8 protein-coding genes are annotated in these 12,929 nt (G+C 42.5%); 6 read left to right on the forward strand and 2 right to left on the reverse strand.

Annotated elements, in window-relative coordinates; genetic code table 11:
- Positions 1–559 precede the first annotated feature (559 nt).
- Positions 560–1,195 (reverse strand): hypothetical protein, encoded by a 636-nt coding sequence (locus DV942_RS21135; protein WP_145860824.1) that lies wholly within the window; start codon positions 1,193–1,195, stop codon positions 560–562.
- Positions 1,196–1,614: 419 nt separating this feature from the next.
- Between DV942_RS21135 and DV942_RS21140 the strand changes: the two genes are divergently transcribed.
- Complete coding sequence (locus DV942_RS21140; RefSeq protein WP_145860826.1) at positions 1,615–2,184, forward strand: hypothetical protein; 570 nt, start codon at positions 1,615–1,617, stop codon at positions 2,182–2,184.
- Positions 2,185–2,547: 363 nt separating this feature from the next.
- Here the strand turns inward: DV942_RS21140 and DV942_RS21145 are convergent, their stop codons facing one another.
- Positions 2,548–3,282 carry a GntR family transcriptional regulator gene (locus tag DV942_RS21145; RefSeq protein WP_090497403.1) on the reverse strand — a complete coding sequence of 245 codons (735 nt, stop codon included), beginning with the start codon at positions 3,280–3,282 and terminating at the stop codon, positions 2,548–2,550.
- Positions 3,283–3,697: 415 nt separating this feature from the next.
- Between DV942_RS21145 and DV942_RS21150 the strand changes: the two genes are divergently transcribed.
- From DV942_RS21150 to DV942_RS21170, 5 genes are all read left to right on the forward strand, one after another.
- A complete protein-coding gene (locus DV942_RS21150) occupies positions 3,698–5,473 on the forward strand; it encodes a class I mannose-6-phosphate isomerase (protein ID WP_145860828.1) in 1,776 nt (591 codons plus the stop codon).
- Positions 5,474–5,479: 6 nt separating this feature from the next.
- Entirely contained in the window at positions 5,480–6,898 is a 1,419-nt protein-coding gene (locus DV942_RS21155; protein ID WP_145860830.1) for a sugar porter family MFS transporter, read from the forward strand.
- Positions 6,899–6,965: 67 nt separating this feature from the next.
- Positions 6,966–10,118: a SusC/RagA family TonB-linked outer membrane protein gene (locus DV942_RS21160; protein WP_186462370.1), complete on the forward strand. Its 3,153-nt coding sequence runs from the start codon at positions 6,966–6,968 to the stop codon at positions 10,116–10,118.
- 23 nt (positions 10,119–10,141) lie between these two features.
- Positions 10,142–11,764: a RagB/SusD family nutrient uptake outer membrane protein gene (locus tag DV942_RS21165; protein WP_145860831.1), complete on the forward strand. Its 1,623-nt coding sequence runs from the start codon at positions 10,142–10,144 to the stop codon at positions 11,762–11,764.
- Between the two features lie 13 nt (positions 11,765–11,777).
- Positions 11,778–12,905, forward strand: coding sequence for a SusE domain-containing protein (locus tag DV942_RS21170; RefSeq protein ID WP_145860833.1), 1,128 nt, complete (start codon positions 11,778–11,780; stop codon positions 12,903–12,905).
- Positions 12,906–12,929 lie beyond the last annotated feature (24 nt).

The raw sequence follows: 12,929 nt of genomic DNA on the forward strand, positions 1-12,929 counted from the left end.
TGGGTAGTTACTACCTCTTTTTACGCTTGCATACAATTTGTTGAACACAAAATATTCCCTCGCGAAATTGATGGCGAAAAGTACGACACTTTTAATGAATATTGTGATTACCAGCACAATGTTTTAAAGAATAGGACTTCAAAACATGATTTGAAAACGCAGTTAGTTAAAAAGTTCATACCTTCTGTTCATGCACAATATAGACTTTTAAAGGACTTGTGCTTTAATTCTCGGTATAATAACTATATCGTTTCAGATAATAAAGCAACATCTGCTAACATGACAATGAAAGTAATAAAGAGAAATTGCTCATGATACCAAAGTTACCCAACTAGATGGCTTTTCTTGTTTTATAGCTTTTTGTTATATTGCATTGCGGAAACCATCTACCAACATCGGATTAGGGGACTTTGATATTTTTATTATACAGCGTTATATATAATCAGTAAGCATATTTAAAGGGTTAAATGCTTATCAAACTTTGATCTATTCCATTGACCTCTTTTTTTTATAAAAGCCCCCACAAATCCGCAAGGGCTTTAATTTAGTTAACCATTTATCACTCAAAACTCCCTTTCCCAACCACATAACTATAAATCACCACATATTCAATCCCGTTTTTTTCAAAATACCCGATAGGAATATCACCTTTTTCAAAGTAAGCCGATTGACTCTCGAATGGAACGCCGCAAAGGATGGTATCAGGTTCTATATGATGATAAACTACATCATGCCTACTATTTGCAATGGCCATTAATGTGGATAAACTTTTGCTCGATCCTTTTTGGTTGTATTTTGGATGATGCGGGTGCTGATCGGCCCAAATCCATTCACCGCATACCATCGGTTTATAATATTTGCCTAGCGGGATATCGAACCGGCGTGGTAAAAAGCAGGAAGCTATTTCGCCATTGGGGCTTATAGTTCCGGTTTCGATAAAGAAATGGCTAATCTGTATCCAATGCCGGGTGAGCTGATATACATATTCCCTAACCGCATTTTGACCATCCTCTAAAAATTCTGCCCAACCGCTATAGCGTGGCAAAGTCATCGTGATTTCGGAAACATGCCCATCAATATGATGTAGGGTGGCCTTTACCGCGCAAATGGCAGGCAATACATTCATGTTGTTGGTTACAGCTGCAACCTGAAGAGGGAGCTGTGTGTTTTGTTTTTTACTTTTGGTACTTCGCATGACCTAAAAATTTAAAATATCCCGGCCGCTGCGAAGTACCAAATAACTCTTTTCAGAGACATAGGAAATGAGGGGCTACCTCTCGGCCGGGAATATCGTTAAAATTAATTTACTGGATTTTCTGTCTACTGATTAAATGAAAAAATATATTATTTGTACTTCGCATAGGCAATTTAGAAAAAAAATCTAAAAACACAAAGAAAAATCTTGATTAAATTAATTATCCCGGTTGTGGTAAACTGCCAGCTAAATTATTGAAAAATTAAAGTTTTGCATGGCAGGGTTTCTAGCATGATAGATTGCTAAGATAGACGCTTCTTTCTTGGATTTCTGTCAAGCTCCTGCTTGTCCTGTCAATTCCTTTTTGCTTTTCCCATTAGGAATACTTACTATTGATTACACACAAAAACAATATACAGATGAAACGTTTACAATTAAAGAGGGGATATTTTCTGATGCCCTTTGTAAGGAGTATGATGTGCTTACTGCTTACCAGCTGGCTAGTGCCGGCAAATGCACAATTTTCGGTAGATCTAAATGATAACAGGATCTTTTCCATACTTAATGGAAGAATTGGGCCCGTTGGTAATACTGATGTCACCTATTATACTGGTGATTTTTATCCGGAAATTAAAGGTAAGATAAAATCTATCGGCAATACTAACATCACCTATTACACTGGTGATTTTTATCCTGAAATTAAAGGCAAGATAAAATCTATTGGCAATACTGACATCACCTATTACACTGGAGAATTCTACCCTGAAATTAAAGGTAGGATAAAATCAGTAGGTACGATAGATTTGATTTACTACACTGGAGACTTTTATCCTGAACTTAAAGGTAAACTAAAAACTGTTGGCGATGCCGAGATTGTTTATTACACTGGAGATTTTTATCCAGAGCTTAAAGGTAAAGTAAAATCAGTGAATGGGAGTTTTCCCGAAAGCATTTTGTTTCTTTTTCCCGAACTGGGCGTTACCAATTAGCATGCTGAACAGATCAGGCAATAAAGTAGGTACCTGTAGTGGTGTTAAGTTTAGTATGATTGCATTTGAATCCTAAACAAAAAGGGGCAAAATTATTTTAAAGATTTTTGCCCCTTCTGTCTATAGTCTTGAGGCAGGATTGAGGGTAGGGAGACTACGGATTAATTAATATAAGAGCGTTTAATTGCTTTTACAGGTCTTCTGGATATTTATGCTCAAAAATTTTATCCTTAGCCTGGCCAATAGCTTTTAGTTTTATAACTTTTACGCATCACAATAGCAGCCTCTTTAATATTTAAGCCATACTCTTCTAACGGTGAGGCTTGCGAAATCGCCATTTAACAGAAACAACGATCAATAGATCTAATCTCTTCTGCTTTCCACCGTATAAATAAAGCTATCGGCCTTATAAAAGCCGAGGTTGTATTCAATTGGTTTTTCGTCAATATCATAAACAAAACGCTTCCGGAATAAGATAGGGGAACCTATATCTGTCTCCAGTTTGGCGGCAATAAATTCATCCGCAAGTAAAGCACTGATTTCCTCTTTGGATATCATCGCAACAACCGCATGTTCCTTTTCGAGCATTTCATAAAGGGGCGCTTTGTAATCCTCCTCGCCCGTTAAGCCTACATTTGGATGAAAGTAAGATTCGAAATAGACGAAAGGCCCCTCCGGGCGGCCCCTTAAGCGAACCAGTTTAAGCACTTTCTTATCTTCCTTAATCTGAAAAAAACTAGCGAGCCGTTTTTCCGGATAAACCCAGCTCACATGCAATTCGAAATTTCGAATCGGAATTCCCCTGGCGCTCATTTCCTGAGAGAAACTCATCCAGTTTTTGGATTTGGAACTCAGGGATTTCGACTCGGCAACCCTGGTACCCACGCCTTTTTTCCGGCTCAGCAAGCCGTCGTAAACCAGTTTATTGATCGATTGGCGTAAAGTAGTACGTGATATGCCCAATTCTTTTGATAAGTCTACTTCATTGGGAAGCAGTTTGCCGCCGGCATATTCAGGGCTTTCAATTAATTTTCGTAACAATGCTTCTGCCTGTACATGTAATGGCACCTGACTTTTATGGTCTATTGTTAGTTTCATACTAGATACAATGATATAAAAAAATCGCTTAATTACATCATGTACATACATGCTATTGCTTGCTGCGATTTAAGCCCCCGTTTAGTCGCATCTGGTAATCAGGTGCGAAAAATAATCGAATAAAAATTTGGAACTCATTTATTTAATAATACATTTGTATATACATACTAAAGAATGTACTATCTAACCAGATAATTTACTTAATTTTTAAAATTTTCGTCATGTTGAGCCAAATACCCATTCTGAATACCTGTTGTGTTAGTTTTAGTAATGATGGTTCAACTATGATCACGATTAAAGCATCGTTTCCGGGATAAAAAAATCTCATTTCGTGTGCCTGAAATCGTGGATGCAAGAACATTGTATGAACATGGACCAAATTCAAAATATAACATACCAGCACCCTTACCCCAATATGTCAATAGAAGAACCGATGCGAAAGACCGAGCAGGAAATTATGCCGGCATTTATTAAAGAAATCAGCAAACCGCAGGGCTACGATATCTACCCGTACTTTGCGCTGGGAGAAAAACAAATTTTTAATGGTTTTGCTGCCCTTGCCGATTACATCACGCGGCAAAAAACCGTCGTTGTGGATGGTTATGTGGGGATATATTGGAATTTATTCATCCGCTCGCTTAAGAAAGAGTTTGAATCCAGAAAGTTACGGGTGCACATTATAGATACAGCTTCTTTTTTTAAAGATGAAGACTTGATTGATGAAATGACGCTAGACTTTTTAGGTGAGAAGGACGGGGTGTGGGGAAAAAAGACCACACTGAGCCTGGGTGATTTTTTTGATCTTGAGGCTTTAAAGGCTTCAGAAGTGAATGAAGATTGTGATGTAAACATTATGATCGGCTGCGGCGCTTCGCTAAGCGAATGGGATGCACCCCTGATTTATGTGGATTTACCCAAAAATGAGCTGCAGCACCGAATGAGTGCGGGCGCCATCTGCAATTTGGGCAAGTCTGGTCCGCAAGAACCAACTGAAATGTACAAACGTTTTTATTTTGTAGACTGGGTTGTACTTAATACCCACAAAGAGCAGCTAGCAAAAAATGTAGCTGTTTTTGTTGATGCGCAGTGGGAGGAAGACATTAACTGGGGTTATGGTGACTCGGTTAGGGAAGGGCTTCAGAAAATGTCTGCATCGGTATTTCGTGCAAGGCCGTGGTTTGCCCCCGGCGCCTGGGGTGGACAGTGGATGAAAAAGCATATGCCCCAACTTGATCAAAATGAGGTTAATTATGCATGGTCTTTCGAGCTTATTGTTCCGGAAAACGGCCTGGTGTTTGAAAGTGACGGCCTGCTTTTAGAGGTCTCTTTCGATCTGCTGATGTTCACCCAATCGGAAAACATACTGGGGAGGCATGCAGAACGATTTGGAAATGAATTTCCGATAAGGTTTGATTTTCTCGACACCTTTGACGGCGGTAACCTTTCTATCCAATGCCATCCAAGTCTTGAATATATTAAAGAACAGTTTGGAGAAAATATCACTCAGGATGAAACCTACTATATTCTGGATTGCAATGATGAGGCAAGCGTTTACCTGGGCTTTCAGGAAGGTATCGATCCGGCTGCTTTTAGAACAGTACTGGAAGATAGTAACCGAAATGGAGTAGAAGTAGAAATTGAGCAATACGTACAGCGTCACCAAGCAGAAAAGCACGATCTATTTCTGATTCCAAACCGCACCATTCACAGTGCAGGTGCACAAAACCTGGTGCTTGAAATTAGTGCAACACCCTATATTTTTACTTTTAAGATGTATGATTGGTTGAGGCTAGACCTCAATGGCAAGCCACGGCCAATTAATATCGAACATGCTTTTAAAAATCTCGATTTTTCACGAAAAGGAAGCAAGGTAAAACAAGACCTCATTTCCAAACCGACTGTCCTTTTTGAAAAGGAAGGGTGCACCTGTTATCACCTGCCTACCCACGCCGAACATTTTTATGATGTACATCGCCTGGACTTTGATTTACACGTTGATGTTGAAACGGACAATGTTTGCCATGTTCTGATGCTTGTTGAAGGTGATTCGGTTACGGTAAGCACTGCCGACGGCTCTACTATGCATTTTCAGTATGCTGAAACTTTTGTGATCCCGGCAGCAGCCGGAAGCTACAGCATTACGAATAACTCAAACGGGCAGGCGAAAGTAATTAAAGCTTTTTTAAAATAAATTAACATGACTATACAGGAAAAACATACCGATATCAAAAAAAGTCGTTCCTACTTGTACCTTGTGAGCCTGGTTGCTGCCTTGGGAGGCTTTTTGTTTGGTTTTGATACAGCCGTGATATCCGGTACCATCAGCCTGGTTACCAAAGACTTTGGCCTGGATGCGGTTAGCGAAGGATGGTTTGTGAGTTGTGCCCTTTTGGGCTGTATCATCGGGGTAATCATTTCAGGTAAGCTCAGCGATAAATTCGGACGGAAAATCGTCCTTATTCTCTCTGCCTTTCTTTTCCTCACCTCAGCCCTGGGCTGCATGTACTCGGGATCCTTCTCTGCCCTGATTATCTTCAGGCTTATTGGTGGCATCGGAATCGGCGTGGCCTCGATGGTATCACCGCTTTATATTTCGGAGTTTGCGCCTTCAAGACTGCGCGGAACCATGGTTTCGCTCTATCAGCTTGCCCTAACCATTGGTATTGTTGTGGCCTATTTTACCAATGCTTACCTGGCAAATCACGCTGGCGGGGTGCATTCAAATGCAGCGTTACAAAGAATATTTTCTGCAGAAGTATGGCGTGCCATGCTTGGTTTGGGCGCTTTTCCGGCACTTATTTTTCTTTTGGCGCTCTTTGCCGTCCCCGAATCGCCGAGATGGTTACTAACCATGGGACGCAAAGATTTAGCAGCGCGGATATTGATCAAAATTGACGGTGAAGCGGCGGCAAGGAAAGAACTGGAAGCTTTCTCTGGTCAACGAATTTCGGGAGAAGAGGGCTCACTGAAAACACTTTTTAGCCCGGTGTACCGTAAAGCACTTTGGATAGGTCTTTTGCTTCCCTTTCTCTCTCAGGTTTGCGGCATTAATGCCGTTATTTATTACGGTCCGAGAATATTGGAACAAGCAGGCTTTACGCTGAATAACGCCCTGGGCGGGCAGGTAACCATTGGCATCGTAAATGTGGTTTTCACATTTGTAGCCATTTTTACGGTCGATAAATGGGGACGTAAACCCCTCCTTTATGTTGGCGTAGGAGGGGCGGTGATTTCGCTTATCATTATTGGCATGCTATTTCAGTTCGGCGTAATCTCAGGTCCGTGGATCCTCATTTTTATCCTCGCTTTCATCGCCTGTTTTGCTTTTTCTTTCGGGCCGGTATGCTGGGTAGTTATCGGAGAGATTTTTCCTAACGGCATTAGGGGTAAAGCCATGTCTTTAGCTACACTAACCCTCTGGATCGGTAATTTCTTTGTCGGTCAGCTTACGCCGGTGATGCTTCAGCGCATCGGAACTTCATGGACCTTCTGGATTTTTGCCATCTGTTGTTCTCCGGCATTGCTCCTCACCTGGAAGCTGATTCCGGAAACCAAAGGACGCTCTCTTGAAGAAATCGAAGAACACTGGCAACGAAGCGAAAGTATCCCCAAATAAATAAACACCAAAAGAACCTAACCATATATCAAAAATGCCTGTAGGCATGCTAACCAATCAAAATGTTATGAGACTCAAAATTTACCAATCAAAAAAACTTAAGTGGTGCTGCTGCAGGCAGCTGGCCTTGCTGTTGGTAGTACTGGTGCTTTTTATGCCAGGTTACCTCGCTGCAAGCCCATCTGCTTTAACCCCATTGAGGCAGGGATCTAAAAATATGACCATAGGTGGAAAAGTAGTGGATGAGAAAGGCAGCGGCCTTCCGGGAGTAAACGTGCAGCTTAAAGGCACATCGGTAGGCACTGTTACAGATGCTAACGGAAACTACAGCATTTCAGTTCCTGATAACCTGGCGTCAGGAAGCCTCTCTTTTTCCTATATCGGTTATACGGGCCAGGAGATTGCCATTGCCTCGCGAAAAATAATTAACGTAAAGCTGGCGCCTGCTGCCGGAAACGAGTTGAATGACGTGGTGGTTGTGGGTTATGGTACACAAAAAAGGGTATCTATAACGGGTTCGGTGAGCACGATTGATGCAAAGAACATCGAAAATAAGCCCGTACTGAATGCCTACCAGGCACTGCAGGGCGAAGCGCCCAATCTCATCATTCAGCAAACCAACCTAAACCCGGGAAGTGATGTTACCGTAAATATCAGGGGGGTAGGAACTTTAGGAGACAATACGCCCCTGGTGGTTGTGGATGGTATTGTTGGCGGGAATCTGAACACCATCAATCCAAACGATATTGCCAGCGTATCTGTCCTAAAAGATGCCGGTTCTGCTGCCATTTATGGTTCGAGGGCTGCCAACGGAGTAATTTTAATCACTACAAAAGCTGGTAGGCTCAATCAGAAAACGACAGTTTCTTATAATGGAAGTTACGGTATCCAGGATGCCAATGTGCTGGTACATAAAGTTCCGGCCTGGCAAAATGCCTATTATAAAAACGAATCTCTGGTTAATTCTGGTTTAAGTCCGGCTTATACACCAGATCAGATTCAAAAACTCAAAGATCAGGGAGATGGTACCTGGGATATCGAACATCTTTTGCGCACCGCACCACAACAGTCACATAACGTAAACATTGCCGGTGGCGGAGAAAAAAGCGCCTTCTACGTTTCAGCAGGTTTCCAGGATCAGCAAAGTAATTTTATTGGCAATGGGGGTGAGGGATCAAAATTCGGCTATCAGAAATACAATTTGAGGTTAAATCAGACCAACGTTATCGGAAAATTGCGCACGAATTTCATCTTACTTTATACCAAAACCAGAAACAAGACCAACAGCGTGGGTGATAACAATATCTTCGCCGATGCAAACAGGGTTCCACACAATTTCAATTGGCAGGACGAAAATGGCAACTACCTCACCAATCCTTTTGCCTCACAGTACAATGAATACGGCGTTCTGGAAAACGGCGGATTTAACCAGGCCGATAATGATGAGATTTTCGGATCATTCAATGGCCAGTTTAACATTACCAAAAACCTGAAACTAACCGGTGAATTCGGTGGAACCTTGCAAAACAATGGCACCTTCTTCCGCCGTAAACAGGTAAATTATCTTCCTTCAGGCGTTTACGGAGATGATCGTTCGGTTTTGGATGCCAACAGCAAATCGCAACTTTTCAACACCAAAGTTTATCTGGAATATGGAAAGAAAATTGCAGCGCACGATTTTAAAGTTCAGTTGGGTGCTTCGAGCGAAAATTATTCACAACGCGGCTTTCAGCTTCAAAAAACCTTAACAGACCAGTTACTGGGAACGCCAACAACAGGAACTATAGTGGATCCCATTAATTCTAATAATAGCTTAGCGATTAACTCCAATAGCTTGCAGTCTTTATTTGGCAGACTCAATTATGCTTTCGAAGACCGTTATCTGCTGGAGGCCACAGCACGGTACGATGCTTCCTCAAAATTTGCCAGGGGTAACCGCGGCAGTTTCTTTCCATCGGTGAGTGCAGGCTGGATCATCTCTCAGGAGTCTTTTATGGAATCCTTAAAGCGTACGGTAAGCAATCTGAAACTTCGTGCCTCATACGGGGTTTTAGGAAATCAGAATGTGGGCAACTTCCAGTATCAAACCACCTATTTTAACTATGCAAGTGCTTATGGATTCAATAATATCCCGGTAGGTGGCGCAGGTACATTATTATCTAACCGGGATTTAACCTGGGAAAAAGCTTCTACCTTGAACATCGGTTTAGAAGCAGGTTTTTTTGACAATGCATTAACGGCTACTTTTGATTATTTCAATAAAGTAACCAGAGATATCCTTCAGCCAAGGCAGGATGTTCCGGCAATATTTGGTGCGGCTACACCCGATTTTAATGTGGCGAAAGTGAGAAGTAAGGGCTGGGAAGCTTCGGTTACCTACAATTTACGTGGAGAAAACGTAACCCAAAGTTTTAGCCTTAATGTGGCAGATAACCAAAACAAGTTGCTTCAGTTATCAGGCGGAGCTACTGAGCAGATCATCAATCAGGATGTATTCCAGTTGCTTAGACGTGTGGGCGAACCCATTACACAGTATTACGGCTATCAAACCAATGGATTTTTTCAAAATCAGGCAGACATTAACAGTGCTCCGAAAATTGCCGGAAATGCAGTTGTTCCTGGAGACGTTAAATTTAAAGATCTGAATAATGATGGTGTGATTGATGCAAAAGATAAAACTGTATTGGGCAATCCTTTTCCAAGATATACTTTCGGGTTCACCTACCGCCTGGCTGTAAAAGGTTTCGATCTTCAGTTGTTCATTCAGGGTGTGGGTAAACGCGAAACATTCCTTCGCGGAGAACTTGTTGAGCCTTTTCATTACGGTTATGGTGCAACAGTTTATGAACACATGACCGATTACTGGAGTCCGGGAAATCCTGATGCACGCTACCCGATTTTTGCCAATATCGGATCGCCATCAAATACCAACAACTGGAGAACGGGTTCCGATCTTTACAAATATGATGCGGCTTACGCACGTTTAAAGAATGTGAACATCGGCTATACCTTGCCGCAGGCACTGACACAAAAAGCAGGTATTCAACGCTTAAGGGTTTCCCTGATCGGGCAGAATTTGTTTACGCTTTCAAAACTTAAATTTATCGACCCGGAAACGTCAGAATTCGGGAATAACCTGAGCACTGGTTCGAGTTCGAATAGCGCCCGCCAGTATCCATTACCGATTTTTTACGGAGCAGGTTTGGACATCACCTTTTAATATTCACGGCTAGAATTATTCATATGAAATTTTTAAATAAAACCCTCATCATTGCTTTCAGCCTTCTTGCCTTTGCAGGATGTAAAAAGCTCGATATTGCGCCAACCGACCGGTTTTCAGATTTAACATTCTGGACCGTGGATGTGAATGTAAACAGTGCGCTCAATAATAATTACAGCTTGCTTTATAACAGTTCATTATATTTTGAGCCGGAAGCACTCTCTGATAACGCATATTCACCTTCAGGAGACCTTAACCTGATTGCAAGCGGAAATGCCACTTCGCTTACCGCCAAGTTTGCCGGAGACTGGGCAAGTTATTACAAAACCATAAAGTCAGTCAACATATTTTTAGAAAATGTAGACCAAAACAAAACACTTCCGGCGGCAACTATCGCCAGGATGAAAGCCGAAAACCAATTTATGAGGGCTTTTGCATTGTTTAATCTAAGTAAATGGTATGGAGATGTGCCCCTTCCGGATCATGACCTTACACCAGAAGAGGCTCAGGTAATTCCACGTAGCGCAAAAGCAGCGGTAAGCGACTACATTATCGCTCAGCTTGAAGCGGCCATTCCTAATCTTCCAAGTAAAGATCAGCTCCCGGCCAGTGAAAACGGCAGGATTACAAAAGGTGCAGCACTTGCCCTGCAGATGAGAACGTTGCTTTACCAGGGAAACAAAATGGCTGAAGTAGTGGCGGTTTGCGAAAAGTTGATCAACAATCAGGCGACCTACGGCACCTATTCATTAACGTCGAATTACAGTGCCTTATTTAGTGACCCTGCAACCAATAAAACCAACAGCGAAAGTATATTATCCCTTCAATATGTTCCAACGGTGAGAACCTGGCAGAATTTCTGGGATTTTGCCCCGAGAACAGTTGGCGGAAGGGTGAGTGCAATGGCTCCGACACAGGAGTTGGTAGATGACTATATCATGCTCAACGGAAAAGGAATTAAAGAAGCCGGTTCGGGTTATGTGGAAACCAACCCTTATATCAACCGCGATCCCAGGCTCACTGCCACGGTGGTTTATGACCGGTATACCTGGGTAAATCCTAATAATACGACCAAAACAATTTACATCAAGCCAGGTTCAGATCCCGTTCAGCCAGGCCTGGATGAATATTCGCCGGGTTCGCAAAGTGCTTCTGCTACAGGTTATTACTGGAGAAAATATTTCGACCCCATTGCTTTATCAAGTTTTGTATCCGGAAATAATTTACACCTTTTCCGTTATGCGGAGGTGTTGCTCACTTACGCCGAAGCGAAAAATGCCTTGGGGCAGATGGATGCCACTATATGGGCGAAAACAATTGGTGCGCTCCGTGCCAGGGCTGGTTTCACCGATCCGGCAGCCTTAAGTTTTCCGTCAGGAGATTTAACCGCTGTCATCCGTCGCGAACGCAGGGCTGAACTTGCAATGGAAGGTTTGAGAACAGATGACATCAGACGCTGGCGAGTAGCAGAAGTAACCATGAATGGCTTTGCCCATGGTGCAAAATTTGCAACAGACCAGAACGTAGATGGCGGCTACATCAGAACACAACAACGCAAGTTTAATCCGCAAAGAGATTATTTATGGGCAATTCCGTCAAGCGAGGTTAGCCTGAACAAAAATTTAACCCAAAACCCAGGCTACTAATCCTTATTAGCATATGAAAAATCTCAAAACATTATTTGCTATGGTGCTAGTGATCTGCACCGCTGCAAGCTCTTGCAAAAAGGATGAGCACTCACTGAACGAAAACATAAGCACAACCGGCGCATTAAGCCTGCCGGCCAATATGGCGAGCATAAAACTCACCCCCGCTAATGCAGCTGCCTCCCAGCAGTTTAAGTGGACGGCAGCAACTCCCGAAGATGGAGGACTTGTACTTTATGAAGTGGCCTTCGACAAAGAAGGCGGCAACTTCTCTAACCCGGTTTTTAAAGTAATTTCTGATGGGGGAGGGATACAAGCTCAGGTTACCATATCACATAAAGACCTGACTAAAATTGCGGCTTTATGTGGTATTAATTCCTCTTCTACAGGCAAGGTCAGCTGGACCGTAATCGCTTCAAAAGCCAGTAACAAGAAAACCGGTCAGGAAAGCAGGACCTTACAGCTCGAACGGCCGGCAGGATTTGCTGATGTGCCAACCGACCTTTACCTAACCGGTTCGGCGACAGAAAGTGGTGATGAGGTGAGCAAAGCGCTCCGGTTTAAAAAGCTTGAAGACGGCGTTTATGAACTATATACTTCACTAAAAGCCGGAACTTACCAGCTTACAGACAAGCCAACTGCCAGCGGAAGAAAATTTTATGCTGAAGGCACTTTAATTAAAGAAGGAACAACAACAATTACCGTTACCGGCAATGCAAAAGTATATTACCTGAAGTACGATTTCAATGTAGCAAGTGTGTTAGAAGTAACAGAAATTCAAAGTCTGGGACTTTATATGTCTGCTTATTCAAGCGAAATCGGACAATTAAACTACACGGCTAACGGCACCTGGCAATCTGGCGCAATACCGGTTGTTTTCTATCCGTTTTCATGGGGTAGAGACGAGCGTTATAAATTTGCGCTTCATACCGCTGCAGGTATAAAATACATGGGCAGCAGCAATGTAAACAATGTAAGCCCGGCAGGTCAGGCAGCATCCTATTTTTATCTGAATGCTGTATCCAACGATCAATGGAACAATACCTATAAGTTCGATCCTGCTGCCGATAACAAAAGCGTGAAGGCAACTGTTAGCCTTAGCGCCACTGGTCCGTATACGCATAGCATCATTACTCAATAAATTAAGCGCTGCCACCGGTGGGTT

Source organism: Pedobacter suwonensis, from assembly GCF_007833675.1.
Taxonomy (GTDB): domain Bacteria; phylum Bacteroidota; class Bacteroidia; order Sphingobacteriales; family Sphingobacteriaceae; genus Pedobacter; species Pedobacter suwonensis.

What these genes read in the sequence shown, in the direction of transcription:
- DV942_RS21135 (WP_145860824.1), bottom strand. Translation starts at nt 1,195, where the DNA reads ATGCGAAGTACCAAAAGTAAAAAACAAAACACACAGCTCCCTCTTCAG.
- DV942_RS21140 (WP_145860826.1), top strand. Translation starts at nt 1,615, where the DNA reads ATGAAACGTTTACAATTAAAGAGGGGATATTTTCTGATGCCCTTTGTA.
- DV942_RS21145 (WP_090497403.1), bottom strand. Translation starts at nt 3,282, where the DNA reads ATGAAACTAACAATAGACCATAAAAGTCAGGTGCCATTACATGTACAG.
- DV942_RS21150 (WP_145860828.1), top strand. Translation starts at nt 3,698, where the DNA reads ATGTCAATAGAAGAACCGATGCGAAAGACCGAGCAGGAAATTATGCCG.
- DV942_RS21155 (WP_145860830.1), top strand. Translation starts at nt 5,480, where the DNA reads ATGACTATACAGGAAAAACATACCGATATCAAAAAAAGTCGTTCCTAC.
- DV942_RS21160 (WP_186462370.1), top strand. Translation starts at nt 6,966, where the DNA reads ATGAGACTCAAAATTTACCAATCAAAAAAACTTAAGTGGTGCTGCTGC.
- DV942_RS21165 (WP_145860831.1), top strand. Translation starts at nt 10,142, where the DNA reads ATGAAATTTTTAAATAAAACCCTCATCATTGCTTTCAGCCTTCTTGCC.
- DV942_RS21170 (WP_145860833.1), top strand. Translation starts at nt 11,778, where the DNA reads ATGAAAAATCTCAAAACATTATTTGCTATGGTGCTAGTGATCTGCACC.